This window comes from Microbacterium lacus (genome assembly GCF_044794305.1).
Taxonomy (GTDB): Bacteria; Actinomycetota; Actinomycetes; order Actinomycetales; family Microbacteriaceae; genus Microbacterium; species Microbacterium lacus_B.
Genome location: NZ_CP084996.1, coordinates 1,453,959 through 1,480,473, shown reverse-complemented (window position 1 = coordinate 1,480,473; position 26,515 = coordinate 1,453,959). Strand labels below are relative to the sequence as shown.

General features: G+C 67.4%; 24 protein-coding genes. 19 read left to right on the top strand and 5 right to left on the bottom strand.

Going from position 1 to position 26,515, the window contains the following annotated elements:
- Positions 1-29: 29 nt before the first annotated feature.
- The gene (locus tag LG299_RS07215) at positions 30-671 is read left to right on the top strand and encodes a TetR/AcrR family transcriptional regulator (RefSeq protein ID WP_404434387.1); all 642 of its coding nucleotides are present in this window, start codon (positions 30-32) and stop codon (positions 669-671) included.
- Here the strand turns inward: LG299_RS07215 and LG299_RS07210 are convergent.
- Positions 662-1,660 carry an o-succinylbenzoate synthase gene (locus tag LG299_RS07210; RefSeq protein ID WP_404434386.1) on the bottom strand — a complete coding sequence of 333 codons (999 nt, stop codon included), beginning with the start codon at positions 1,658-1,660 and terminating at the stop codon, positions 662-664. The genes LG299_RS07215 and LG299_RS07210 overlap by 10 nt on opposite strands.
- Before the next feature lie 78 nt (positions 1,661-1,738).
- Between LG299_RS07210 and LG299_RS07205 the strand changes: the two genes are divergently transcribed.
- From LG299_RS07205 to LG299_RS07170, 8 genes are read left to right on the top strand one after another with little or no spacing between them, the layout of a single operon-like run.
- Positions 1,739-2,071, top strand: coding sequence for a PadR family transcriptional regulator (locus tag LG299_RS07205; protein ID WP_404434385.1), 333 nt, complete (start codon positions 1,739-1,741; stop codon positions 2,069-2,071).
- 17 nt (positions 2,072-2,088) lie between these two features.
- Positions 2,089-3,072: a permease prefix domain 1-containing protein gene (locus LG299_RS07200; RefSeq protein WP_404434384.1), complete on the top strand. Its 984-nt coding sequence runs from the start codon at positions 2,089-2,091 to the stop codon at positions 3,070-3,072.
- 20 nt (positions 3,073-3,092) lie between these two features.
- The gene (locus LG299_RS07195) at positions 3,093-3,890 is read left to right on the top strand and encodes an LLM class F420-dependent oxidoreductase (protein ID WP_404434382.1); all 798 of its coding nucleotides are present in this window, start codon (positions 3,093-3,095) and stop codon (positions 3,888-3,890) included.
- Positions 3,891-3,947: 57 nt separating this feature from the next.
- On the top strand, positions 3,948-7,577 hold the full coding sequence (metH, locus tag LG299_RS07190) for a methionine synthase (protein WP_404434381.1): 3,630 nt from the start codon (positions 3,948-3,950) through the stop codon (positions 7,575-7,577).
- Positions 7,577-8,944: a threonine/serine exporter ThrE family protein gene (locus LG299_RS07185; RefSeq protein ID WP_404434380.1), complete on the top strand. Its 1,368-nt coding sequence runs from the start codon at positions 7,577-7,579 to the stop codon at positions 8,942-8,944. Before metH ends, LG299_RS07185 begins: the two co-directional genes overlap by 1 nt.
- A 46-nt stretch (positions 8,945-8,990) precedes the next feature.
- Positions 8,991-9,386, top strand: coding sequence for a helix-turn-helix transcriptional regulator (locus tag LG299_RS07180; RefSeq protein WP_404434836.1), 396 nt, complete (start codon positions 8,991-8,993; stop codon positions 9,384-9,386).
- 10 nt (positions 9,387-9,396) lie between these two features.
- On the top strand, positions 9,397-9,807 hold the full coding sequence (locus LG299_RS07175) for a VOC family protein (RefSeq protein WP_404434379.1): 411 nt from the start codon (positions 9,397-9,399) through the stop codon (positions 9,805-9,807).
- Between the two features lie 16 nt (positions 9,808-9,823).
- Positions 9,824-10,270: a hypothetical protein gene (locus LG299_RS07170; protein WP_404434378.1), complete on the top strand. Its 447-nt coding sequence runs from the start codon at positions 9,824-9,826 to the stop codon at positions 10,268-10,270.
- A gap of 3 nt (positions 10,271-10,273) precedes the next feature.
- On the opposite strand, the gene LG299_RS07165 is transcribed toward LG299_RS07170, so the two are convergent.
- A complete protein-coding gene (locus LG299_RS07165; protein WP_404434377.1) occupies positions 10,274-13,189 on the bottom strand; it encodes an ATP-binding cassette domain-containing protein in 2,916 nt (971 codons plus the stop codon).
- Positions 13,186-13,725, bottom strand: a complete 540-nt coding sequence (locus LG299_RS07160; protein WP_404434375.1) for a hypothetical protein — start codon at positions 13,723-13,725, stop codon at positions 13,186-13,188. The genes LG299_RS07165 and LG299_RS07160 overlap by 4 nt, the downstream gene beginning before the upstream one ends.
- An 81-nt stretch (positions 13,726-13,806) precedes the next feature.
- On the opposite strand from LG299_RS07160, the gene LG299_RS07155 reads away from it, so the two are divergent.
- The 3 genes from LG299_RS07155 (at position 13,807) to LG299_RS07145 (ending at position 17,032) form a co-directional block, all read left to right on the top strand.
- The gene (locus tag LG299_RS07155) at positions 13,807-14,751 is read left to right on the top strand and encodes a 1,4-dihydroxy-2-naphthoyl-CoA synthase (protein WP_404434373.1); all 945 of its coding nucleotides are present in this window, start codon (positions 13,807-13,809) and stop codon (positions 14,749-14,751) included.
- Between the two features lie 100 nt (positions 14,752-14,851).
- The gene (locus LG299_RS07150; RefSeq protein ID WP_404434372.1) at positions 14,852-15,997 is read left to right on the top strand and encodes an AMP-binding protein; all 1,146 of its coding nucleotides are present in this window, start codon (positions 14,852-14,854) and stop codon (positions 15,995-15,997) included.
- Positions 15,998-16,051: 54 nt separating this feature from the next.
- Positions 16,052-17,032: a 1,4-dihydroxy-2-naphthoate polyprenyltransferase gene (locus LG299_RS07145; RefSeq protein WP_404434370.1), complete on the top strand. Its 981-nt coding sequence runs from the start codon at positions 16,052-16,054 to the stop codon at positions 17,030-17,032.
- Positions 17,033-17,052: 20 nt separating this feature from the next.
- Here the strand turns inward: LG299_RS07145 and LG299_RS07140 are convergent, their stop codons facing one another.
- Positions 17,053-17,358, bottom strand: a complete 306-nt coding sequence (locus tag LG299_RS07140) for a DUF4229 domain-containing protein (protein ID WP_404434369.1) — start codon at positions 17,356-17,358, stop codon at positions 17,053-17,055.
- 101 nt (positions 17,359-17,459) lie between these two features.
- Between LG299_RS07140 and LG299_RS07135 the strand changes: the two genes are divergently transcribed.
- The 3 genes from LG299_RS07135 to LG299_RS07125 are packed head-to-tail and all read left to right on the top strand — an operon-like array spanning position 17,460 to position 20,699.
- Entirely contained in the window at positions 17,460-17,936 is a 477-nt protein-coding gene (locus LG299_RS07135) for a PLDc N-terminal domain-containing protein (protein WP_404434368.1), read from the top strand.
- 2 nt (positions 17,937-17,938) lie between these two features.
- Positions 17,939-19,792: a 2-succinyl-5-enolpyruvyl-6-hydroxy-3-cyclohexene-1-carboxylic-acid synthase gene (gene menD, locus LG299_RS07130; protein ID WP_404434367.1), complete on the top strand. Its 1,854-nt coding sequence runs from the start codon at positions 17,939-17,941 to the stop codon at positions 19,790-19,792.
- Between the two features lie 43 nt (positions 19,793-19,835).
- Complete coding sequence (locus LG299_RS07125) at positions 19,836-20,699, top strand: polyphosphate kinase 2 family protein (protein ID WP_404434366.1); 864 nt, start codon at positions 19,836-19,838, stop codon at positions 20,697-20,699.
- Between the two features lie 102 nt (positions 20,700-20,801).
- Here the strand turns inward: LG299_RS07125 and LG299_RS07120 are convergent, their stop codons facing one another.
- The gene (locus LG299_RS07120; RefSeq protein WP_404434834.1) at positions 20,802-22,100 is read right to left on the bottom strand and encodes an isochorismate synthase MenF; all 1,299 of its coding nucleotides are present in this window, start codon (positions 22,098-22,100) and stop codon (positions 20,802-20,804) included.
- Between the two features lie 79 nt (positions 22,101-22,179).
- Between LG299_RS07120 and LG299_RS07115 the strand changes: the two genes are divergently transcribed.
- Genes LG299_RS07115 through LG299_RS07100 form a run of 4 tightly spaced genes read left to right on the top strand, consistent with a single transcriptional unit; the run spans position 22,180 to position 26,428 of the window.
- Positions 22,180-22,920, top strand: a complete 741-nt coding sequence (locus tag LG299_RS07115; protein ID WP_404434365.1) for a class I SAM-dependent methyltransferase — start codon at positions 22,180-22,182, stop codon at positions 22,918-22,920.
- A 9-nt stretch (positions 22,921-22,929) separates the two neighbouring features.
- Positions 22,930-23,985 carry a polyprenyl synthetase family protein gene (locus LG299_RS07110; protein WP_404434364.1) on the top strand — a complete coding sequence of 352 codons (1,056 nt, stop codon included), beginning with the start codon at positions 22,930-22,932 and terminating at the stop codon, positions 23,983-23,985.
- A gap of 20 nt (positions 23,986-24,005) precedes the next feature.
- Positions 24,006-25,379, top strand: a complete 1,374-nt coding sequence (locus LG299_RS07105; protein WP_404434363.1) for an FAD-dependent oxidoreductase — start codon at positions 24,006-24,008, stop codon at positions 25,377-25,379.
- A gap of 41 nt (positions 25,380-25,420) precedes the next feature.
- Complete coding sequence (locus LG299_RS07100) at positions 25,421-26,428, top strand: alpha/beta hydrolase (protein ID WP_404434362.1); 1,008 nt, start codon at positions 25,421-25,423, stop codon at positions 26,426-26,428.
- Positions 26,429-26,515 lie beyond the last annotated feature (87 nt).

Here is a 26,515-nt window from a genome sequence, read left to right as displayed (position 1 = left end):
TCGATAGACCAGCGCGGAAGGAGAAGCGAATGACCGATGCCACTGCGGTGACGTCGCGGCGCCGAGAGGCGACACGAGCGAAGTTGCTGGATGCTGCGGCCAAGGTCTTCGCCGAAGTCGGGCTGGACGCAGCATCCGTCGAAGCGATCTGTGAACGCGCCGGTTTCACGCGGGGTGCGTTCTACTCGAACTTCGAGACGAAGGACGAACTGTTCCTCGAACTCGCCGGACGCGTGGCGCGCAGCCGCGTCGATGGCGTGCGCGAGCGGGTTGCTCTCCTCGAACAAGAGGGTGGCGCGCTCGCCGGGAGCGATCCCCTCGAGATCGTCCAGCAGGTACTGGATGTCTCGGGGGATGACCGGCTGGCGATCCTGTTGATGAGCGAGATCCGCATCCACGCCCTGCGCGACCCGAAGCTGGCGACGGCATTCCTCGCGCAAGACGCCGAGATGCGAGCCAGCGTTGCGCAGATCATCACCGACATCGGTGCGGCAGGTCTCATCAGCTTCCGCCTCCCCGCAGACGACGTCGCTCGCCTCATGCTCACCGTCTGGGAGAGCGAGTCCGTGCGCGCGACGATGGCGGGACTGGACTACGAGGCCGTGTGCCGGGTGACAGGCGAAGAACTCGCGCGCGTCGCGCAGTTGGTCATCGAGCCGCCTCAGAACTGATCAGTTGTCGGTGCGACCTCGGCGTAGCAACGCTCGAGGCGGTCGAGCCACCACTGACGACGGTCGGCGGATGCTTCGGCCGCCGCGAGCAGTGCCGGGTCGGGCGCGACGCGACCGACGCTCAACACGCCGCCGTGCGGACGGAGCGCCGGTTCGGTGACGTCCCACGCGAAGAGCGACGACGTGCCCAACCCGCAGTCGTAGTCCAACTCGGGAAGGGCCGCCGCAAGAGCGAGGCCCATCGAGAGCCCGATCGAGGTGTCGAGCGCGCTGGAGACAACGGCCGGCAACCCCGCTTCGGTGACGATGTCCAGCGCCCGGCGCACTCCACCGAGCGGCTGTGCTTTGACCACGAGGATGTCGGCCGCCCCCGCTCGAGCGACGGCCAGGGGATCGGCGGCCTTGCGCACGCTCTCGTCGGCCGCGATCGGAATGCCCATGTACTTCACCCGGCGGCGAAGCTCGGCGAGTTCGTCCACGGTCTCGCAGGGTTGCTCGACGTACTCGAGGTCGCAGTCGGCGAGTGCGTGGATCGCGTGCTCGGCCTCATCGACGTTCCACCCGCCGTTGGCGTCGATGCGGATGCGGCCCTCCGGCCCCATCGCCCGACGGACAGCCCGCACTCGGGCGACGTCGTCGGCGAGGCGCTGGCCGGGCTCGGCGACCTTCACCTTCGCCGTGCGGCAGCCGTCGAAGCGCGCGAGCACCCCGGGGACGGCATCCGCGTCAACGGCGGGAACAGTCGCATTGATACGGATCTCGGTGCGTACGGCTGCGGGCTGCGGCATCCATCCGTAGTCAATCGCCGCGATCAGCCACGTCGCGGCTTCGGCGTCGGCGTACTCGGCGAAGGGCGAGAACTCGGTCCAGCCTTCCGGACCCTCGAACAGAACGGCCTCGCGGCTGTCGACTCCGCGAAAGCGGGTGACGAGGGGAAGGGCGACGACTCGCGCCGATGCGAGAAGGTCTGCCAAGGGGGGAAGCTGCATGACTCCATCCTTGCCGGTCGCAAGGGAATAACAATGTGTGCTTGACGATAGTGTGTGACGCACAGTACAGTGTGAAGCATGAGCGAGACCGAAGCACTCGAAACCCATGTGCAAGAGCTACGGCGCGGCACGGCGGTGCTCGCCTGCCTACGCCTTCTCGAAAACCCGGGCTACGGCTACGGGCTGCTCGAAGAGCTGGGAGCGCGCGGGTTCGATACCGACGCCAACACGCTCTACCCCCTGCTGCGCAGGCTCGAGAAGCAGGGGCACCTCACGAGCGAGTGGAACACCGACGAGGCCCGGCCTCGAAAGTTCTACCGCACCAGCGCGGCGGGCACACGCCTCGCCGCGACCCTCACCGAAGAGTTCCGCGCGATCGCTGGGGCGATCGACGCTCTTCCCGCACTTTGAGAACACGGAGAACTGACATGGACACCATCACCCTCACCGATCGGTACGTCGCCGCCGCTGTGCGGAGCGTCCCCGAGAACCAGCGAGAAGATCTCGCCGCCGAGCTGCGCGGCTCGATCGCCGACCAGATCGACGCACGTGTCGAGCAGGGCGAGGCGCCGGATGCTGCGGAGCGCGCCGTGCTCACCGACCTCGGCGACCCCGACAAGCTCGCGGCTTCATACACGGATCGACCGTTCTGGCTGATCGGCCCGCGCTACTACTTCATGTGGTGGCGTCTGCTGAAGCTTCTTCTGGCGATCGTCCCCGCGTGTGCCGCGTTCGGTGTCGCCATCGCCCAGGTCCTGGACGGAGGGTCCATCGGCCAAGTCATCGGCGCCATGGTGCCGGTGACGATCCAGGTGATCGTGAACATCGCTTTCTGGACCACGCTGGTGTTCGCCATCCTGGAGCGCGCAGACGGTTCGTCGCCGCTTGAGCGCACGAAGCTCACGAAGGATGGTCCGTGGGCGCCCTGGACCGTCGATCAGCTTCCTGAGCCGAAGACGCGCGGGGCCGGCTTCGGCGACCTCATCGCGACGCTCGTGTTGCTCGGTGGGGTGGCCGGCGCGGTCCTCTGGGACTACTTCATCGGCTTCATTCCCGATCTCAATGAGCCACTGCCGTTCCTCCACCCCGATCTGTGGCCGTGGTGGATCGCCGCGCTGTTCGTGCTTCTCGCGCTGGAGGCGCTTCTCGCGGTCTGGGTATATGCCCGTGGCCGGTGGGACTACGTGACCGCCACGATCAACGTCGTACTCAACATCCTGGTCGTCGTCCCCGCTGTGTGGTTGCTGAGCGAGGGCCGCGCGATCAACCCCGACTTCTACGAGACCGTGATTCCCGCGAACAGCGCCGACACCGTGGCCGTCGTGATGACCACGATCTTCGGCTTCGGGATCGTGGGGGTTGCTATCTGGGACTCCGTCGACGGCTACCTCAAGGCGCGCCGCGCGCGCTGAGCCCGCCCTAGGCTGAAACAATGCCTCTTCTCGATACCCCCGTTCGCCTCGGCGTCCAGCTTCAGCCCCAGCACCTCACGTACCCACAGATTCGCGATGCGGTGCTGCGACTGGAAGACATGGGCGTCGACATCCTCTTCAACTGGGACCACTTCTTCCCGCTCTACGGCGACCGAGATGGGCTGCACTTCGAGGCGTGGACGATGCTCGGGGCGTGGGCCGAGCAAACAGAACGCGTCGAGTTCGGATGCCTGGTCAATTGCCACAGCTACCGAGGCGCTGACCTGCAGGCCGATATGGCCCGCACGCTCGACCACATCAGCGCCAAGGGTGGTGTCGGTCGCTTCATCTTCGGCACCGGTGCCGGGTGGTTCGAGCGTGACTACGACGAATACGGCTATGAGTTCGGCACTCCCGGGTCCCGGCTCAACGCGCTTGCGGACGGCCTCGACCGCATCGAGGACCGGTGGGCGAAGCTGAACCCGGCACCCACCCGCGAGATTCCGATCATGATCGGCGGCAAGGGCGAGCAGAAGACACTGCGCATCGTCGCGAAGCACGCCGACATCTGGCACAGCTTCGTTCAGGGCGATGATCTCACGCACAAGATCTCGGTCATCGAGAAGTGGGGTGAGAAGGACGGTCGTGATACGAGCGGCATCATCATCTCGAACGAACTGAAAGACCGAGATGAAGAACAGGCGGACGACCTGTTCGACCGCGGAACCCGCGTGTACACGCTGGGCTTCCAGGGTCCCGACTTCGACTACGGCATCGTCCAGCGCTGGCTGGACTGGCGGGATTCCAAGAACGGCTGAGGTCGGCGGGTGACAATCGACGGGGGATGCGTCATCCTGCGCCGATAGACTCGCGCGGTGACTGCCCCCACTGCTGCACCCCGGTTCGACCTCGACATCGACGGTGTCGCGCGGCCTGAGCGGTCGCAAGCGCTGCTCGATGCGGTGCAGACGCGGGTCGTCATTGCGGACGGCGCGATGGGCACGCAGTTGCAGGAGCACGACCCGACGCTCGAGGACTACCAGCAGCTTGAGGGCTGCAACGAGATCCTCAATGTGAGCCGCCCTGACATGATCGGTGCGATCCACGACGCGTATCTGGCGGTCGGGGTCGATGCGGTCGAGACCAACACGTTCGGCGCGAACTGGTCGAACCTCGGCGACTACGGCATCGAAGACCGCATCACCGAACTCGCCGCTGCCGGTGCCCGAATCGCACGCGAGCGCGTCGAGGCCGCTGAGGCCGCCGACGGCCGCGTGCGCTGGGTGCTGGGTTCGATGGGTCCCGGCACGAAGCTCCCGAGCCTCGGTCACACGACCTACGACCACCTCAAGCAGACCTTCGCCGAGCAGGCGGAGGGTCTCATCGACGGGGGAGCCGATGCGTTCCTCGTCGAGACCTCGCAGGACCTTCTGCAGACGAAGGCCGCGATCAACGGATGCAAGCAGGCCATCGTGGGTCGAGGCATCCGCCTGCCGATCTTTGTCGAAGTGACTGTCGAGACCACCGGCACGATGCTCATGGGCAGCGAGATCGGCGCGGCACTGACCGCGCTCGAACCCCTCGGAGTCGATGCGATCGGCCTCAACTGCGCGACGGGGCCCGCCGAGATGAGCGAGCACCTGCGCCATCTGTCGAAGTATTCGCACGTGCCGGTCGCGTGCATGCCGAACGCCGGGCTTCCGGTGCTCACGAAGGACGGCGCGCACTATCCGCTGAGCCCCGACGAGCTCGCCACCGCACACGAGCAGTTCGTCCGCGAGTTCGGATTGGGTTTGATCGGCGGATGCTGCGGCACGACCCCCGCGCACCTGGGGGCCGTGGTCGACCGGCTTCGCGATTCCGACGTGACGCGCGAGCGTGAGCCGCTCACGGACCCCGGCGTCGCGAGCCTGTACCAGCACGTTCCGTTCGATCAGGATGCCTCGTACCTCGCGATCGGCGAGCGCACGAACGCGAACGGTTCGAAGGCGTTCCGCGAGGCCATGCTCGAAGGCCGGTGGGACGACTGCGTCGAGATCGCCCGCAACCAGACCCGCGTCGGCGCCCACCTGCTCGACGTCTGCGTGGATTACGTCGGCCGTGACGGGGTGGCCGACATCCGCGAGGTGGTTTCGCGTTTTGCTTCGGCATCCACCCTGCCCCTGGTGATCGACTCGACCGAGCCCGCCGTGATCCAGGCCGGCCTCGAGCTGATCGGCGGGCGTCCGGTGGTCAACTCGGTGAACTACGAAGACGGCGAGGGACCGGCATCCCGATTCGGTCGCATCATGCCTCTCGTGAAAGAACACGGAACGGCCGTCATCGCCCTCACGATCGATGAAGAGGGGCAGGCCCGGACGGCGGTCGACAAGGTGCGGATTGCATCGCGACTGATCGATGCGCTCGTGGGGGAGTGGGGCATGCGGGTCGACGACATCATCGTCGACTGCCTGACCTTTCCGATCGCGACAGGGCAAGAAGAGACTCGGCGCGACGGGATCGAGACGATCGACGCGATCCGGCAAATCTCGGCGAAGTACCCCGGCGTGCAGACGACCCTCGGCGTCAGCAACGTCTCGTTCGGGCTCAACCCTGCCGCGCGCAGCGTGCTCAACTCGGTCTTCCTCCACGAAGCTGCAGAGGCCGGACTCACCTCAGGAATCATCGACGCCGCCAAGATCGTGCCGCTTGCGTCGGTGCCCGACGACCGCCGCAAGGTCGCCCTCGACCTCGTGTGGGACCGTCGCGAGTATGACGCCGACGGCAACCTCACCTACGACCCGCTGTCGGCGATGCTCGACCTGTTCGACGGTGTCGACAGCGCCGCGATCAAAGACCAGCGGGCCGCCGAGCTCGCCGCTCTTCCGGTCAACGAGCGGCTGGAACGACGCATCATCGACGGCGAGGCGAAGGGTCTCGAGGCAGATCTCGACCTTGCACGCGAAGGCGGCTTGAGCGCGCTGCAGATCATCAACGACCATCTGCTGGAGGGCATGAAGGTCGTCGGTGAGCGCTTCGGCTCCGGTGAAATGCAGCTGCCGTTCGTGCTGCAATCGGCCGAGGTGATGAAGGCCGCCGTCGCCCTGCTCGAGCCGCACATGGAGAAGTCCAGCGCGGCCGGCAAGGGAAAGATCATCCTCGCCACGGTGCGCGGCGACGTGCACGACATCGGCAAGAACCTCGTCGACATCATCCTCACCAATAACGGCTACGACGTCATCAACCTCGGCATCAAGCAGCCGATCAACGACATCATCGCGGCCGCCGAAGAGCACGATGCCGATGTGATCGGTATGTCGGGGCTGCTGGTCAAGTCGACCGTCGTGATGAAAGAGAACCTGCAAGAACTTCAGTCCCGAGGTCTCGCGAAGAAGTGGCCGGTCATCCTCGGCGGCGCTGCGCTTACCCGTGCCTACGTCGAAGACGACCTCGCCTCGCTCTTCGCCGGAGAGGTGCGCTACGCCCGTGACGCGTTCGAGGGCCTCGCGCTCATGGAGCCGCTCGTGGCGATCGCTCGCGGGGCCGCGCCTGAAGAGGTCGGTCTCCCGGCTCTGAAGAAGCGGATTCACGCCGCAGGCGCGCGGCTCACCCTGACCGAGCCCGAGGCGATGCCGGAACGGTCGGACGTAGTATCCGACAATCTCGTCCCTGCCCCGCCCTTCTGGGGCACCCGAATCGTGCGTGGAATCGCGCTCGCCGACTACGCGGCCTTCCTCGACGAACGAGCGACGTTCATGGGGCAGTGGGGGCTCAAGCCCGGTCGCGGCGAAGACGGGCTCACCTACGAGCAGTTGGTTGAGCGCGAGGGTCGGCCGCGCCTGCGGTACTGGCTCGACAGGATTTTGGGCGAGGGAATGCTGGATGCCTCGGTCGCCTACGGATACTTCCCGGTTGTCAGCGAGGGCGACGACGTCGTGGTGCTGCACCACGGCGATGATCCGACCGGGACCCTCGGGGTGCCGGGACTGTTGGCGCCCGACGGCGGTTCGGGCGGTGTTGTCGGCGAGGACCGACTGCGCTTCCACTTCCCCCGTCAGCGCCGTGACCGTCACCTCAACCTCGCCGACTTCGTGCGCTCACGCGATTCGTTCGAAGTCGACGTGCTGCCGGTGCAGTTGGTCACGGCGGGCGCGAACATCGACTCGGTGACGGCGAAGATGTTCGCGGCCGACAAGTATCGCGACTACTACGAGCTCAACGGCCTCGTGATGCAGCTGACTGAGTCGCTGGCGGAGTTCTGGCACGCGCGCATTCGCGAAGAGCTCGGCTTCTCTGCCGAAGACCCGGCCGACAAAGCCGGCCTGTTCAAGCTCGAGTATCGCGGCGCGCGATTCTCGCTCGGCTACCCCGCGTGCCCCGAGATGGAAGATCGCCGCAAGGTCGTCGAGCTGCTTCGCCCCGAGCGCATGGGTGTGGTGCTGAGCGACGAGCTTCAGCTGCATCCCGAACAGTCGACCGACGCGTTCGTGTTCCACCACCCCGAGGCAAAGTACTTCTCGGTCTGATGGACATCACGTCGACCGTGATCGCCGCCGCAGTGCTGCTCATCAGCGCCGTGCTGCTGATCGCGGTACGCGGCAGGGCGGTCCACGACATTGCGGTCAGCGCGCAGTCCGCTGTGCTGACAGGGTCAACGCCGGTCGTGGAGAGCGATCCGCCCGACCCTGACGCGGCCCTGGCCGCAGCCGAATCGGTCGGGAGCGCCATGATCGAGGCCGGCTACTCCGTCGAGACCGTACAAGACGTCCTTACCGATATGGCGCGCGTCAATGGACTCCCCGAGAGTGAGGTGCTGGCCTTTCCGAACGCCGTCCTGGTTTCGGCCCGTGGCGCGGGCCAGAGTCGCACGGGGGCAGTGTCGGCGGGTCAAGGGACGATGTTGTTCGGCCAGATCGACGAGATCCAGCGGACGGTCGATGCAGCGCGCACGGGCGTGCTCGATCCCGCCTCGATCGTTGAGCGGATCACACGCGTCCGCGCGATGCGACCGATCTACGGCCCTGTGCCCCGCGCGCTCGCCTATGCGCTCCTCAGCGGAGCGTTGTCGGTGTTGCTCGGAGCAACGTGGATAGGGGTAGGCCTCTCGGCGGCACTCGGGCTCGCCGTCGGCGCTGGCCTTCTCGTGAGTGAGCGAGTCCCCAAGCGGTATGGTGCGCTCATCACGGTGGGGATCGCGCTGCTGGTGGCGGTGGTGGTGTTCTTGCTTCTCAAGTCCGGATGGGGCACCGGCATCATGGCAGCGCTCATCGCACCGCTGGTCGTGCTCCTTCCCGGTGCCCTGCTCACGACCGCGGTGCTCGAACTGTCGATGGGGCACATGATTTCGGGCGCGGGGAGAGCGGCGGCGGGAATGATGCAGCTCGTCCTCCTGGGCGCCGGCATCGTGGCGGCCGGCGCCGTCGTCGGGGTGCCCGACTTCGACTTCACAGAGCGTCCTGAACTTCTTGGGCCGGTGGCGCCGTGGGCGGCTGTTGCCGTGTTCGGCGTCGCGATTGCGGTTCATCGGTGTGCGCCGATGCGCGACATCCCCTGGATGCTGCTCGTTCTGTACGTCGCCTACTCCGCGCAGGTGCTCGTCGATCCGCTCGTCGGCGGGATCGTCGCGGCGTTCGTGGGCGCGCTCGTCGTGACGCCCGTGACGGCGCTGGTAGCGCGCCAGCCGAGCGGCCCTGCGGCGCTGGTGACCTTCACCCCCGCGTTCTGGCTGCTCGTGCCAGGCGCACTGGGGCTGGTCAGCGTCGCTGATGCTCTGGGTGGTGACTCCGCGGGCGCGGCGACGCTGATCGCTGCCTTGTCGACGATGGTGGCCATCGCCCTGGGCGTTCTGGCGGGCTCGAGCCTGTCGAACCGGATGCGCCGACCGGCACTCTGAACGGTCCGACACTGTGAACGGCTCGAACCTTGACACGCTCGTGATCATGCGGCGCGTGCGCGACCGCATCGACCGCGAGTTCGCGCAGCCGCTCGACGTCGAGGGGCTTGCCCGGGGCGTGCACATCTCTGCCGGGCACCTCAGCCGGAGCTTTATGGCGGCGTACGGCGAATCTCCCTATCAATACCTCATGACCCGCCGCATCGAACGGGCGATGACGCTCCTGCGCACGACCGACCTCCCGGTCTCCGACATCTGCTTCGCGGTCGGGTACGGGTCGGTCGGTACGTTCACCACCAGGTTCAGCGAGCTCGTCGGCGTCGCCCCGACGGCGTACCGCGAGAGCGGTGCGGTGCCGCTTCCGGGCATGCCCGGCTGCATCGTCCGCCAGATCAGCAGACCGGTCAGGAATCAAGAAGCGCGGCCTGACCCCGACGCGTAGCGTGAGCGTCATGGACATCACGATTCACTCCAGCTTCCTGCCCCACACCGACCCCGAGGCATCCCTCGCCTTCTATCGCGATGTTCTCGGCTTCGAGGTGCGACTCGATGTCGGCTACGACGACATGCGGTGGATCACGGTCGGACCCGCGGGGCAACCCGACACAGCGATCGTTCTGCATCCGCCCGGCGTCGGCCATGACATCAGCGACGAGGAGCGCGACACTCTGCTGGAGCTGATCGCCAAGGGCAGCTACTTCGGGGTGAACCTCGCCACTGACGACGTCGACGTTGCTTTCGCGCGCGTTGAGGCGAGCGGGGCGGATGTCTCGCAAGAACCCATTGACCAGGACTACGGGGTGCGGGACTGTGCGTTTCGCGACCCCGCTGGCAACATGATCCGCCTGCAGCAGCGGGCCTGAAACGAAAGCGAAGAACATGGCAGGCAAGACCAGTGAAGGCGTCGGATTCTCGGACGACGAGAAGGCCGCGATGAAGCAGCGCGCTGACGAGTTGCGTTCGACCAAGGGGCTCAAGGGCGCGGCGAAGCTCGCCAAGGAGTTCGAGGCGTGCGTCGAGGTGATCGGCGGCCTGGAGGGCATCGACGGTGAGGTGGCACGAACGGTGCACCGCATCGTGCTCGCCGAGGCCCCTGACCTGAATCCGAAGACGTTCTACGGATTCCCGGCCTACGCCGTCGACGGCAAGGTCGTCATCTTCGTCCAGCCGAAGTCTAAGTTCGACACCCGGTACCCGACGCTCAACTTCGATGAGGCGTCGCACCTCGACGACGGCGACATGTGGGCGACATCCTTCGCGGTGGTGAATGTGACGGATGCTGTCGAGCAGAAGATCCGCGAGCTCGTGAAGCGCGCCGTCGCCTGAGGGCTAAGTGCGCGCGAGCACCGGCTTGGCGCGGCGGAGGGACACGAGGACGGCACGGCCGACGACGACAAGGCCGATGACGGTGGTGATCGCCCGCAGTGTGTCCCAGCTGATGCTCGAGGTCAGCAGCGAGTAAAGGAAGAAGCTCGAAAGGTTCTCGCCGACCGGCGCACCGGCCTCGTACGAGATGCCGGTGCCGGAGCCTGTGGCGAACGGCCAGAACCACAGGTTCATGATGAGCCCGAACGCGTACGACGCCAGTACGCCGTAGACGCACAGCATCGCGACCTCGGCCGCACCGCGGAGCCGGGGGAGAAGACCTGCGCCCGCGCCCACCCACGCGCACGCGAACATCTGGAACGGCGTCCAAGGCCCGATCCCACCCCAGACCAGCGACGAGACGACGATCGTCAGAAGACCGAGCAACAGGCCGAACCGCGGGCCGAAGGCGCGGCCGGCGAGAATCAGCAGGATGAAGAGCGCCTCGACTCCACCGACGCCGGTGCCGACGATGCGGATCGCGGCGCCGATCGCGGCGAGGGTGCCGAGCAGGGCGAGAGTGTGGGCCGTTCGAACGGTGCCGTCAAGGGCTGCGAACACCACCAGCGCGGCGAGCGGAGCGATCGCGAGAGCAGCCGCCGGCACCGCGGCTTGCGCCTGCGAGGGCACGGCGTACGCGGCCAGCGGCCAGCAGAAGGCCGCGAACGCCACAAGGTTCGCCGCCAGAACAGCCAGTGTCGAGAGTCGTGGACTGCCCTGAGTCGTGCCATCGACGTGGGCGCGGCCTGGGCGGATGCGGGTCGCAGTGCCGGGAGGCAGCGGATTGCGTGTTCCGGAGGACCACAACTCCTGCACGGGCGGCTTGCTGCGCCTGGGTGAGATCGGGGCGTGCCGGGAAGTCAGCGGTTCGTCGGAGGCGTCGATCGATGCGACACCGCGCCGTGCAGGAGTTGTGGTCCGCTCGGGCGTCTGCACGCCCGCGCTGAGCCGACCCTCCTCGAGATGCAGCACGCGTCCGGCAACGTCCGTGGCGAAGGCGGCATCGTGCGTTGCGACGATCACGGCTGAGCCCGAGGCCGCGAGTCCGATGAGCGTGCGCGCAATGAGACGTTGGGCCGCAGCATCCACACCCCTCGTCGGTTCGTCGATGAGCAACACGCGAGGTGAGCGCGCGAGCTGCAGCGCGATCGCGAGACACCGGCGCTCGCCGAGCGAGAGGTCGCGCGGATGAGTGTCGGCGCGCTCGTCCGCCGTCGCGTCTCGTCCGATGAACCCAGCCCAGCGCCTCAGGACGGTTCCGCGTGGCACTCCCGCGCGGCGTTCGGCCCGCGCGCACTCGGCGGTGACGGTGTCGTAGAGGAACAAATCATCGGAGGCGTCGGGCACGAGAGCGATCGGGGTGCTCGAGTGGCGTCCCGTGGGCACGGGACCACCGTCGATCGTGATGTCGGCACTGGCCACCGGGAGTGCGAGGGCGGCCAGCAGGCTGGACTTGCCGGCACCGTTGGCGCCCACGAGTGCCAGGATTTCGCCGGCGGATGCCTCGAACGTCGCAGCATCAACGACCACCCGCTCCCCGTACGCGACGCGGAGGTTGCGCACGCTGAGCATGCTCGGCCCGGGCTCTGCGTCCTCCCCGCCCTCGCGAATGCACGACGTAGCGTCGAGTGGACGGCTTCGCGCCGCCTGGAAGTCGTGCGTTCGCGGCGAAGTCGTGCACTCCGCGACGGTGGCGGGCGACCCGACCAGCTCGAGGCGGCGATCGGCCACGGCCGCGAGATCGCTGAAGCGATGCTCGGCGACGACCACGCACACCCCCGCCTCGTGGGCGAGCATATCGAGCAGCTCGACGATCTGCCCCCGGGCGTCGGTATCAAGGTCGGCGAGCGGCTCGTCAACGAGAAGCAGAATCGGATGCTGCACAATCGCCGCGGCGATGGCGACGACCGTGACCTGCCCGGCCGAGAGTTCGCGCACCCGGACGTCGAGAAGCTCGATGATCCCGACCCGCTGGGCGATCTCATCCACCCGCGCCCGGATGATCGTCGGCGCGACTCCGCGGAGTTCGAGAGCGAGCCCGATCTCGTCTCGCACGCTCTCGGCGGTGAGCCCCGCTCGCGGGTTCTGCAACACCACACCGACGAGGGTCGCGGTGTTCCTCGGCTGGACGAGAGCCCGATCGTGACCGGCGACGCGAACAACCCCCGTCTGTGATCCGCCGTCGACGTGAGTGTGCAGCCCCGCAAGCGCCCGCAACAGCGTGGACTTGCCCGCACCCGTCGGTCCGGTCACCACCGTGAGCGTGCCCGGTACCAGCGTCAGGTCGGGCACGTGCACCGCGACCGCGGAACCATAGCCCAGCGTCGCGTCACGCACCTCGACGGGAACCTCGCAATCGCCCTCCACCGCACGCCCCGAGAGCCCGCGCAGTTCAAGGGCCGCGGCGACCGCGGTTGCTCGCTCGAGCGTGCGCGCGAGCACCGGGGCGAGCAACCTCACCCCGCCGCGCTCGCCGCGCAGGCGCTGAGCGAACCGCACCGTCCGCACCGCTTCGGCAAGGGCGGGAAGGGTCGCCCAGGCCACGACCAACACGCGTGCGATCCCGCGCAGTGGACCGCGCCGCGCGCCGCGCGCGAACACCTTGGGTAGATCGATCATCGCGTTGATGAGCCCGAACACGAGGATCGTCACAGCGATCGGAACCGCGCTGGTCGCGGCATCCCACAATCCATCAGTGGTCACAGGCCCGAACATGACGACGTGCGCGAAGGGTGCAGGCAGCCGCACTTCCGGTAGCGCGAGCAGCACCGGGCCAGTGCCGTCGGCGCCGTGGAACAGCACGCGGTAGATGACCCGCACCGCGATGAAGCCGGCGGCAAGGACTGCCGCCGCCTTCAGCGGTGCGGGTCGAAATCTCACGACGAGGGTGTAGCGGGTTCGCCGTTCAGGGTGAACAGAAGCTCAGCCGCGTCGCCGGGCTCGAGCTGCAGGGTGGCGATGCCTTCCTGCGCGTAGTCCCACTCGCCGCCCACGGGCTTGACCCACAGCGACCAGTACGCGAAGGCCGCGGGCATGGACTCGCACTGTTCGAAGTAGTCCGAGCCGTCCTCGGCCGTCAGGGCGAGGTCCGCGGCGGGAACATTGTTCACGCGGCAGACGACCTGGTCGCCGTATTCTTCGGTGCCCTCGGTGGTTATGGCGGCGATCGAAAGCGCGTCGGCGGCGCCGACCCCCTCGTCAGTGAGGACGCACCACGCGCCCGACACGTCATCCTCGTCGCCCAACGCGCTCGCGTCGACGCTCAGCGTTACGCCTTCGGAGTCGGCGCACGCCGAAGACACGGCGCCGACGGTGTTGTTGTCGTTGACGGACGGCGCTGCGGTCGTACACGCGGCGAGGGTGAGAAGAAGAGCAGCGGCGGACGCTGCCGTAAGGAGGCGCAGATTCGAAGTCACCGATCCAGCGTAGGGCGGCGAACAGCACCGCAAGACTTGCGTGACGCTTCGCGTCGACCGCGGCGGTCGTAGGCTGGGCCAGTGAGCGTTTCTGAACTGTTCGACGAGAACGAGTGGATGCTGGCACCCGGCGCCGATTCGTACACCGACATCACCGCGCATGTGTCCAACGACGGACGCATCGCGCGCATCGCGTTCCACCGGCCAGAGGTGCGCAACGCCTTCCGCCCGCACACGGTGGACGAGCTCTATCGGTCGCTCGAGATCGCCCGGCAGGATCCGAAGATCGGCGTCGTGCTCCTCACCGGCAACGGGCCGAGTCCGAAGGACGGCGGATGGGCGTTCTGCTCGGGCGGCGATCAACGCATCCGCGGTCGCGACGGCTACAGATACTCCGAGACCGACGCGGTCACCGACGCAGCATCTTCTGGGGCTCCGCCCCAGATCCCCGGCTCGCAGGCGTCCGCCCGCACCGGGCGCCTGCACATCCTGGAGGTGCAGCGGCTGATCCGCTTCATGCCGAAAGTCGTCATCGCCGTCATCCCGGGGTGGGCGGCCGGTGGCGGGCATTCGCTGCACGTGGTCTGCGACCTCAGTATCGCGAGCGCCGAGCACGGGCGCTTCAAGCAAACCGATGCCGACGTGGGCTCGTTCGACGCCGGCTACGGCTCGGCGTACTTCGCCCGTCAGATCGGGCAGAAGTTCGCTCGAGAGGTCTTCTTCCTCGCCGAGGAGTACTCGGCCCACCGCGCCCACGAGATGGGCGCGGTCAACCGGGTCGTGCCCCATGCCGAACTCGAGCGCGAAGCGATCGCGATGGCCCGCGGCATCCTGACCAAATCTCCGACGGCGATCCGCATGCTGAAGTTCGCGTTCAACGCGGTCGACGATGGCCTCGTCGGTCAGCAGGTCTTCGCGGGCGAGGCGACCCGGCTGGCCTACGGCACCGATGAAGCTGTCGAGGGGCGCGACTCTTTCCTCGAAAAGCGCGAGCCGAACTGGGCGCCCTACCCGTGGCAGTACTGACCTCTCTGTTGAGTGTCCAGAACACGCGGGCCGCCGCGGGCCGCCGTCCGCGTGTTCTGGACACTCAACAGTCGAGCGCCGGCGTGGGGGAGCTTGTCACATGAACCTCGAGCCCGTCACCGCAGACGACCCCCGCGACATTCTGCGCGCGTTGCGGGTGACGTTGAACGGGGCGGGTCCGGCACTCGGGCTGGGGCTCGTCGGTGGCCTTCCGGGTGAGGTGCGCGAAGGCACCGCCGCCGTGGTGACGACCTCGGGGTCGACCGGAATGCCCAAGAGCGTCGTTCTGAGCCGCGACGCACTGATCGCCAGCGCTCGGGCGACGGCGGACCGCATCGGCGATGGGGCGTGGCTTCTCGCGCTCCCGACAAGCTATGTCGCGGGCCTTCAGGTGCTTGTGCGCTCGATCGTGTCGGACCGCGAGCCCGCGATCCTCAGTGGCTCGTTCACGCCGCAGGCTTTCGCCGACGCGGCGCTGATGATGTCGTCATCCGCAGGGGTTCCGACCTTCACCTCGCTCGTGCCTGCGCAGTTGTCGAAGCTCCTCGACGCGGCCGAACATGACGCAGCGGTAGTCACCGCGCTGCGGTCGTTCGAGCGGATCCTGGTCGGCGGACAGGCGTTGGCCGCCGCAACGCTTGAGCGCGCCGAGGCGGCCGGTGCCCGCATCACGCGCACCTACGGGTCGACCGAGACCAGCGGAGGGTGCGTCTACGACGGGGTTCCCTTACGCGGGGTATCGATGCGCATACAAGGTGGCGAGGTTCAGCTGGCGGGACCGACGCTCGCGGATGGATACCTCGGGGTTCCTGAACTCACAGACGCCGTTTTCGTCCGCGACCCGGACGGCACGCGGTGGTACCGCACCGGTGACGCCGGCATCATCGACGACGACAGGCTCCGCGTCCGAGGACGCATCGACAACGTCATCGTCTCGGGCGGGGTCAATATCTCGCTCGACCGCGTCGAGCAGATCGTTCGGGGTGTGCCCGGGTTGGCTGGCGCCGTAGTCGTTGGTGTGCCCGATGTGCGCTGGGGTGAAGCATCCGTCATCGTCGCCGTGCGGGGTGAAGCACTTCGCCGCAGCGAGTCGGTACAACTCGAAGAAGCGCGCGCCGCGGTGGCGGCCGAGGTGGGCTCTCACGCCCGGCCCAGCCGCATGGTGTTGGTTGATGACCTCGCGGTGCTCCCCAGCGGCAAGCCCGACCGTGAGGCGATTGGCCGCGCGGTCGCTGCCCTGCACTGATTCGTATCGCGCCGAAGTTAGGGGCGGGCACTTCCGCGCCCTAAGATTCCACTCGTGGCAGGCACCTCCAGCAAGAAGCGCAAACACCCGGGTCCGAAGAAGCAGCCGACCCGGGGCAACCCGCAGAAGCCGCGCGAATCGGGCGATCCGCGAAAGGTCGAGCCCGCGACGGCGCGCGACTGGATCGGTGCCGCTCGACTGCGCACCCTGCCTCTCGCGATCACGCCGATCTTGATCGGAACAGGCGCGGCCATGCTCGTGATCGACGAGTTCCACTGGGTGATCGCGCTGTTCTGCCTGATCGTCGCGGTGTCGCTGCAGATCGGTGTGAACTACGCCAACGACTACAGCGACGGAATCCGCGGCACGGACGACCATCGCGTCGGCCCCGCCCGCCTGACGGCTTCTCGCAAGGCGAAGCCGCGCACGGTGCTGATCGTCGCGCTCGTCTTCTTCGCAATCGCAGCCGTCGCCGGTCTCGCCATCACGATCCGCACACAGCAGTGGTGGCTTCTTGCCGTGGGGGCGATCTGCATCGTCGCCGCGTGGTTCTACACCGGCGGCAAGCGGCCCTACGGCTACTACGGACTGGGCGAGGTCGTCGTTTTCGTGTTCTTCGGGCTCGTTGCGACCCTCGGGACCACCTGGGTGCAGGCCTTCGCGCTCCCGCAAGAGGCGTGGTTCGGTGCGATCGGCGCGGGCTTGTTGGCCTGCGCGGTACTGCTCGCCAACAATCTGCGTGACATCGATCAAGACCGCGTGGCGGGCAAACGCACCCTCACAGTGCTGATCGGGCGTACCCCGACCCGCTGGCTCTTCACCATCTTCGCCTTGGCACCGTTCGCGATCGCGTGTTTCCTCGCGCTGTTCTACCCGATCGCCTGGCTCACGCTGCTCGCTCTGCTGGCGGCGCTCCCCGCGATCCTCATCGTGTGGACCTACCGCGCGCCGAAAGAACTCGTCGTCGCTCTGGCGCTGACTTCGCTCACGTCGGTCGCCTACGGCGCGTTCCTCTGCTGGGCCTTCGTCGGCTGAGAGACGCGCTCAGCGCAAGATCAGCGGTCGGATGCCTCGGCCGGACCCTCATCGCCCGCTGACGGCGTGGCCGTCGGGGCGTCTTCGACCTCTTCGTCCGACCGAGCTGCGCGGTCTGCCACGCGACGCTGCGCGAGCGCGGTGGACACCTCGTCGAGCGGGCGACGCAGGAAGAGCATCGACAGACTGAGTCCGATGAGCGCGGCGAAGATCGCTGCCAGCCAGTAGTACTCGCGGAAGATCGGCAGAAGCATGAGGATGCCGAAGGGCACAAGGAACGCCAACAGGCGCAGTACTGAATAGACGAGGGCGGAGCGGACTTTCACCTCTCCATCGTAGGTTGCGCCTCACCACTGAGGTGGGCGCGGCGGCTGAGCGTTCGCCCACATCCCCGTCCCGTCGTCGCAGACGCGCCTAGGATGGACGTGTGCCTCGGGTGCTTCTGATTCTGGCCCTGGTGGCGACCGCGTTCTGGGTCTTCACCATCGTCGACTGCGCCCTCCAGCCGTCCTCGCGTCACCGCGGCGTCAGCAAGCCGGTGTGGGTGCTCATTGTCGTGTTGCTCCCCGTGCTGGGCGGTCTGCTCTGGCTGTTGGTGGGTCGCACCCGCAAATCGGCGGCCGTCGGTCGGCGGCGAGCACCGGACGATGACCCCGAGTTCTTGGGCAAGATCGCATCGCGTAGTGACCAGGACGAGCGCATCCGTCGCCTCGAAGAAGAACTCGCCCTACTCGACTCCGAAGACGACGACCCGCGCTGGACGCATCCCGATGGCCCCGCCGCTGGTGCGTCAGGGTCGTCCGCTCCCGCGACACCGGGGACGCCGGCGACTCCTCCCGCACCTGACGTGCCGCGTGCCGACGGTGACGACGACATCCGCGGTCAGCGCGGAGCGCTCGGCTGATCGTGTCCGTCCACGACGACGCGGCTGACGCCGCGAACGACGAGAGCGCCGTCAGCACTCGGGAATTCCCCTCACCCGCGACCGACGCCGCCGCTGCGCTCCTGTGCGAGCTCGTCGAACAGGGCGTGCGGCACATCGTGCTCAGCCCGGGGTCACGTTCGCAAGCGCTCGCTTTGGTAGCCGCTGAACTAGAACGCCGTGGTCGCGTGTCGCTCCACGTGCGCATCGACGAACGTGTTGCTGGTTTCACCGCGCTCGGCATCGGGCGGGAATCGAGGCTGCCCGCTGCCGTCATCTGCACCTCCGGCACAGCCGCGGCTAACCTCCTCCCCGCCGCGCTCGAAGCGCACCACGCGGGCGTGCCGCTTCTCCTGCTGACGGCAGATCGGCCGCCGGAGCTGCGCGGTGTCGGCGCAAACCAGACCACACGTCAGCCGGGTATGTTCGCGCCCAGCGTGCGATTGGAGGCAGACCTGCCGGTACCCGAGGAGGTCGACGACGAGGGTGATTCCGAACAGAGCGTCATGCTCCGCGGGGTCGCCACCGAGGCGATGGCCGCGGCACTCGGCGCGGGCCTGCGCTCTGCCGGCCCCGTGCACCTCAACGTTCCTTTCCGCGAGCCGCTCGCTGGATCGCTGCCCTTATGGCTAGGAGTTCCGGCCACAGAACTCTCTGCCGAGCCCGACGACGATCCTGACGCTCCGCCGGTGACCGAGGCGGTCGAACCCGAGGTGTTCGGTGCGTTCTTCCAAGGCGGCGGCGGCATTGGCGAGGCCGATATGCCGCCCGAGCCGGACGACGATCCGCACGTGATCGTCCGCGGTCCGCGAACGATCGTGATTGCGGGGGCGGATGCCGGGTCAGAGGCCGAGCAGGTCGCCCACATCGGCGGGTGGCCGCTGGTGGCCGAGATCGTCAGCGGCGCGCGCTTCGGCCGCTACCTCGTGCACGGCTACCGAGCTCTGCTGTCCGACCCCGAGCTCGGCGGTCGCGTCGAGCGCGTGATCGTGCTCGGGCATCCGACGCTCTCCCGCGAAGCGGCCGCGCTGCTCTCTCGTGACGATGTCGAGGTGCTCGCGCTGCGCGGCCCGGGCGAGCCACTGAACCTCAACGGTGAAACCGTCCCGGTCGATGCGATGGCAGTGGCGACGGGTGACGCCGATCGCGCGTGGCTGGGTGCGTGGCTCACTGCGTCGCGGGCGGCGATGGTCGACCTGACCCCGAAGGCGCCAGATGCCGACGGACTCGCGTCGGTCGTGCCGGGCGAGCGGTTGGGTGCGATTGCCGCCGAACTCGAGGTCATTCGCGCACCCCTCGGCCGTGAGGCTCTGGTCGACGCCGTCTGGCGAGCCTCGTGGCCGCACGACCGACTCTTCTTCGGCTCGTCTCGGCTCGTCCGCGTTGCCGACAAGGTGCTGGGCGGCAAGAAGATTCCGGTGCACTCCAACAGGGGACTCGCCGGAATCGACGGCACGATCGCGACCGCGACAGGTGTGGCGGTCGCCAGCCAGAAGACCGCGCGCGCGGGGATAACCCGAGTCCTCCTCGGCGACCTTGCGATGCTGCACGACGTCGGTGCGCTCCTGCTTCCGCCCACCGAAGTCGAACCGCGCATTCAGGTCATCGTCGGCAACGACGGTGGCGGCACGATCTTCGATGCCCTCGAAGTGGCTCAGGTCGCGGCATCCGACGACATGGATCGTGTGCTGTTCACCCCGCACGCCACGCGACTCGAGCAGTTGGCGCTTGCGTACGGCTGGGAGTACCAGCGCGTCACGACCCGCACCGCGCTCGACCAGGCGCTGACATCACCGGTCGGCGGCCGGCAGATCATCGAGGTCCCGCTCACGCGCTGAGCGGCAGTAGCCACGGCGCGGGCGGTCACGCCATGATGGGGCCATGACCGCGAAGAGCCACCTTCAATGGACCGCTGAAGCCCTCGACATCCTTCGGGTGGGCAGCGGATTCCGCCTCGCCGACGTCGACCCCGAGTCGGCTCCGGGATACTCCGGAGACAAGGCCCGAGGCGAAGCGGATCTCGCCGCCGGTGTCGATGAACTCGATGAGTACCAGGAACGGTTGTATGCGGCATCCCGCTCGGAAGTCACGGACTCCAGTGTGCTCCTCGTGCTGCAGGCGATGGACACTGCGGGCAAAGGCGGCATCATCCGGCACGTGGTCGGATCGGTGGACCCGCAGGGAGTGATGCTCACGGCGTTCAAGAAGCCGACGAAAGAAGAGCTCAGTCACGACTTTCTCTGGCGTGTCGAGAAGCGGGTGCCCCAGCCCGGATTCATCGGGGTGTTCGACCGCTCGCACTACGAAGACGTGTTGATCGGCCGCGTGCGATCACTCGCTCCGGCCGACGAGATCGAGCGGAGGTACGGCGCGATCAACGACTTCGAGAAGCGATTGGCGGATGCCGGCACCCGCGTGGTGAAGATCATGCTGTACATCTCGCCGGACGAGCAGAAGGCCCGCCTTGCCGAGCGGCTGGAACGACCTGACAAGTACTGGAAGTACAACCCCGGCGACATCGATGAGCGCAAGCTCTGGCCCGAGTACATGAAGGCCTATCAGGTCGTCCTCGAGCGGACATCGACCGAGTACGCGCCGTGGCACGTCGTGCCGGCGAACCGTAAATGGTACGCGCGGCTGGCGGTGCAGGCGCTGCTGCTCGAGACGCTCGAGGCGATCGACCCGCAGTGGCCGGCGGCGACGTTCGACGTCGAGGCCGAGAAGGCGCGACTCGCCGCCACCTGATCGATGCCTCGCGGGGCAGATTCGGAGAATGGTCTCAGATTCGGATGCTGAGAGCACCGGCATCCGAATCGGCGGCCTTTTCCGGATCTGGTGTCGTGGGTCTCACGCGAGCGCGTCGACGATCGGCCTGAACTTCACCCTGGTTTCGAGGAGTTCGAGTTCGGGGTCGCTACCGATGACGATTCCTGCGCCGGCGTGCGCGGTGACCGGGATGGTGTCGGAGTACTGCGCGAAGCCGCGGGCGGGGCCGGAGCCGATCTGGGCGCAGCGCAGGGCGATCGCCCATTCGCCGTCCCCGTTCGCGTCGACCCAGCCGACCGGCCCGGCGTAGCGACCGCGGTCGAAAGGCTCGAGCCGGCGGATGACCTCGATCGCAGCATCCGTCGGCGTCCCGGCGACAGCCGCCGTGGGGTGCAGAGCGGCCACCAGGTCGAGGGCTGACGCGTGGTCGGCGATCTCCCCGGCGATATCGGTGGCGAGGTGCCAGAGGTTGGGCAGTTCGAGGGTGAAGGGTTCCGAGTCCGAGCGGAGGTCACCGGTGTGCGGGGCGAGAGTCTCAAGCACACTCCGCACGGCGTAGCGGTGTTCGTCGAGGTCTTTCGCGCTGACACCGAGAGATGCGGATGCTGCGGCATCCGCTTCTGCGTCCGCTCCCCGCGGGATCGTCCCCGCCAGCACGCGTGCCGTGACGGCCCCGCCCGTCACAGTCACCAGGGTTTCGGGGCTCGCCCCGATCAGCCCATCGACGGCAAAGGTCCACGTGTCGGGGTATCCCGTCGACAGGGCGCGGACGAGTCGGCGCAGATCGGCGCCAGCGGGGAGCGTGCCGACGAGGTCACGGGCGAGCACGACTTTTGAGACTTCCCCGGCCTCGATCGCGTCGAGGCCTGCGCGCACCATCGCCTGGTAGTCCGCGGGGGCAACAGCACCGGGGCCGAGCGTGCCCGACCAGTACGGGCCATACGGTTGGGCGGCGAAGTTCGGGGATTGGTCAGGTACGAAGGCATCGAGATTGCGGATGCGGGTCACCCACGAGCGGCCGCCGCGCCTGCCGACGATCAGCGGAGGAACGACCAGCACGCTGGGTGATGCCGACCGGGGGTCGAACGAGAACGCACCGAAACCTACGAGCCCTGTGCCCGGAAGCCCCACGTCGTCGGTGACGTCGGCCGCCGAGCACAGGTGACGCCACGCGTCGGCGGGTTCGGGTCCTTCGGTCTGGTGGGGCGCAAAGGGCAGACCGTGACCGAAATGGACAGACGCCACGGCCCGACCAACCCCGACGATGCCGTCACCGCGGCGCAACCACGCCAGTGGCTGGTCGGCGGACGTGAACGAGATCAGATCGTCGATGTGGTCGACCTCGTGAGTCTCGACCACTAGACGCGGCGGGCGCGGCATATCGATCACCCTTCAACTTTAGAGGTGCGCAGTGCGGCCGGGCCGCGCCCGGGGCAACGCCCCCGCCTAGACTCGAAGGATGACCGAGAACGAGCCGAACCGTGCCGATCTGCACAAAGATCCGGCGAAAGTCAGCGGCATGTTCGACCAGGTTGCGGGGCGCTACGACATCACCAACGATGTGCTGAGCATGGGCAACGACCGGCTCTGGCGAGTCGCGACGACGCGCGCTGTGGCGCCGAAGCCCGGGCAGCGAATCCTCGATCTGGCCGCCGGCACCGGCGCCTCGAGTGTGGCCCTCGCTCGCAGTGGTGCCGAGGTGGTCGCCGCCGACTTCTCGCCGGGGATGATCGCCGAGGGGGAGCGCCGCTACGGCCCCGCGGCGCGGGATGGCGGCATCCGGAATCTCACCTTCCGTGAGGCCGACGCGACCGACCTGCCGTTCGGCGACGGGGAATTCGATACCGTCACGATGTCGTTCGGGCTTCGCAACGTCAATGAGCCCAAGAGAGCGATCGCCGAGCTGCTGCGTGTCACCAAGCCGGGCGGACGGCTGGTGATCTGCGAGTTCTCGCACCCGCCGCAGCCCGCGTTCAATGGGCTGTACCGGTTCTACAACGATCGCATCCTGCCGGTCGTCGCCCGCGCGATGAGCTCGAACGCCGAGGCCTACGACTATCTGAACGAGTCGATCCGCGACTGGCCCGACCAGCAGACGTTGTCGTCGTGGATTCGCGCGGAGGGCTGGACCGACGTGGCGTACCGCAACCTGTCGTTCGGGATTGTCGCTCTCCACCGGGCCGTCAAACCTGGCCGGTAGGCTGGAGTTGTGACTCCTTCTGCGCCCGGTTCGCCCCTTGCGGGTCAGCTGAGCCTCTCCGACCGCATCTTCGCGGGCCCGCGGTCGCGGCGCCTGCTCAAGACGGTCGAGGCGGGCCTGGCCCGAGTCGACGAAGCCCTGGCTGCAGAATTGCGAGTCACCGATGCACTGGTCGACGCAGCGAGCCGCTACCTCTATGAGGCGGGCGGCAAACGCGTTCGCCCCATGCTTGCGCTGCTCACCGCCGAGTTGGGTGACGGCGCCACGCCCGAGGTGATCGAGGGTGCGGCCGCGCTCGAGATGACGCACCTCGGTTCGCTGTACCACGACGACGTGATGGATGCTGCCGACAAGCGCCGCGGAGTGCCCAGTGCCCACGAGGTGTGGGGCAACAACGTCGCGATCCTCACCGGCGACCTGTTGTTCTCACGGGCGAGCCAGATCATGGCCCGCCGCGGCGACCGGGCGATTCGACTGCAGGCCGATACCTTCGAACGTCTGGTGCTCGGGCAACTGCACGAGACCGTCGGGCCCGGCGAGGACGACGACCCGGTCGCGTTCTACCTCGATGTGCTCGCAGACAAGACGGGGTCGCTGATCGCTGCCGCTGCCCAGGCCGGGGTGATCTTCTCGAACGGACCCGAAGAGTTCGAGCAGCCCATGGTCGTCTTCGGTGAGAAGGCGGGCGTGGCTTTCCAGTTGCTCGACGACGTCATCGACCTTTCAGCAGACCCCGACGAGACCGGCAAGGTGCCCGGCACCGATCTGCGCGCAGGGGTTCCGACCATGCCCTACCTCTTGCTCGGTCAGCGCACCGACGCTGCTTCGGTCGCGCTCCACGCCACAATCGACGAGGGCGTCGGGCGCATCGCCGACGGCGCCGACCCGGCAATTCTCGACGACCCGCTCGCCCAGTTGCGTGAGCACGAAGCGACTCAAGCCACACTTGACCTCGCGCACGAGTGGTCGAGCGAAGCGATCGCTGCCCTTGACCCGCTGCCTGACAGCGCTGTCCGCGAAGCGCTCACGCGTTTCGCCGAAGCCGTCGCCGACCGTTCCCGCTGACCCCTCTCGAGAGAACTGCCATGACCAAGCTCCGACTCGCCATTGTCGGCGCCGGCCCCGCGGGCATTTACGCCGCTGACATCCTGCTCAAGGCCGAGCGCAAGTTCGACGTCTCGATCGATCTGTTCGAGCAGCTCCCGGCGCCGTATGGCCTCGTCCGGTATGGCGTCGCGCCTGATCACCCGCGAATCAAAGGCATCATCACGGCGCTCCGTGACGTGCTCGACCGCGGCGATATCCGGCTGTTCGGCAACGTGCGCTTCGGGCACGACATCACGCTCGATGACCTCAAGAATCACTACAACGCCGTGATCTTCGCCACCGGCGCGATCCGCGACACCTCGCTCGACATCCCCGGCATCGACGCCGGCGGATCATTCGGCGCTGCCGACTTCGTGAGCTGGTTCGACGGGCATCCCGATGTGCCGCGCGAGTGGCCATTGGACGCAGCATCCGTCGCTGTGATCGGCAACGGAAACGTCGCGCTCGACGTCGCCCGCATGCTCGCCAAGCACGCTGAAGATCTGCTTCCCACCGAGATTCCCGACAACGTGCACGCGGGGCTCGTCGCGTCGGCCGTCACCGACGTCCACGTGTTTGGCCGCCGCGGCCCGGCACAGGTGAAGTTCACCCCGCTCGAGTTGCGTGAACTCGGCGAACTGCGCGATGTCGACATGGTCGTCTACGACGAAGACTTCGACTACGACCAGGCGTCCAAGGACGCGATCGCCAGCAACAAGCAGGTGCTCGTTATCGACCGCGTGCTGCAGTCGTGGCGCAAGCGCCCCTCGGTGAACAACGCCGGGGGAGAGGCATCCCGTCGTCTTCATCTGCACTTCTGGGCGAAGCCGGTGGAAGTGAAGAAGGATGCCTCGGGTGTTGTGAGCTCGTTCGTCTATGAGCGCACCCGCCCGGACGGGCAGGGTGGCGTTGTCGGCACCGGCGAACTGCGCGAGGTCGAGATCCAGGCGATCTACCGCGCCGTCGGTTACTTCGGTTCGCCGCTCCCCGGTGTCCCGTTCGACGAGCGGCACGGTGTCATCCCCAATCACGAGGGTCAGGCTCTGCAGAAAGACTCGAACGAGCGCGTCTCCGGCATCTACGCGACCGGGTGGATCAAGCGCGGACCGGTCGGCCTGATCGGCCACACCAAGTCCGACGCGATGGAGACGGTCCGCCACCTCATCAACGACCAGGGGTCGTGGTGGCAGCCCTCCGACCCGTCCGAAGAGGCGATCCCCAACCTCCTCGCCGAGCGCGGCGTCCGTTGGACCGACCTCACGGGATGGCACCGTCTCGACGAGTATGAGGTGAGCTTGGGCGCCCCTCACGAGCGCGCGCGCATCAAGGTCGTTCCGCGCGACGACATGGTCCGCGTCTCCCGCGCGGAGTAGCGCGTCGCGCCTGCACGCGGGGGCGGCTTTAGGCTGTTGCCATGAGCGCTGAATGGGTCCCCGATGTTCTCGGAGAGCCTTTCGAGCAGCTCACACTCCCCCTCGGCGTCGATGACGAGGGCGAGGTCGTCGCCACTATCGTGAGGCTGCTTCCCGAGCATCACACGCTCGACCGTCTCTTCGGCGACCATCGGCCGTTTGCCGACGTCGATGTGCTTTATCTACACGGCTGGTCGGACTACTTCTTCCAGCGCCGGCTCGCCCGCTATTGGGCCGAGCGCGGGGCGCGGTTCTTCGCCCTCGACCTACGCAAATACGGGCGTAGCCTGCGCGAGGGTCAGACCCCGGGGTACATCGCCAACTTCACCGACTACGACGCCGACATCGGTGCCGCGCTCGAGGCGATGGGTCGTCGGAGCGACGGCAAAAGCGAACGACGGCTGGTGCTCTTCGGACACTCGACCGGTGGGCTCACCGCGAGCCTGTGGGCAGCGCGGCATCCGGATGCTGTCGCCGCCGTGATCCTGAACAGCCCGTGGCTCGAGTTCCAGTTGAGCGCCGCTACCCGAGCTGCGATCGCGCCGATGCTCGGCATCCACTCTCGTATTCGTCCGCTGGATCTCTGGCCGCAAGTGGACGCCGGTTTCTACACACGCGCGCAGCGCGAGGTGGCTGACCCTGACGATCCGGTCGACATCGAGCTCGCCTGGCGCCCCGAGCAGACGAATCCCGTCCACGTCGGCTGGATGCATGCGGTGATCGACGGTCACGCGAAAGTGGCTGCTGGGCTCGGGATCACTGCGCCCGTGTGCGTCATGCTGTCGGCGCGGACGGCAGTGCCCACGCGCTGGGATCCCGAACTCACTCGCGCCGACACTGTCTTGGTGGTCGACGACATCGCGCGTGCCGCGCTCAAGCTCGGATCTTCGGTCACCGTCGAACGAATAGACGGTGCACTCCACGACATCTTCCTCTCGGCCCACGACGCGCGAAACGAGGCTTACCGGCGCTTGGACTGGTGGGCGCAGGCGATGCTCGGACGAGACTGATGCACGAGTTCCTCACATCGATTCCCTACGCGGTGTAGCTGATCGGTGTCGAGAGCATCGGGCTGCGCCTCGCGGGCGAAACTGTCC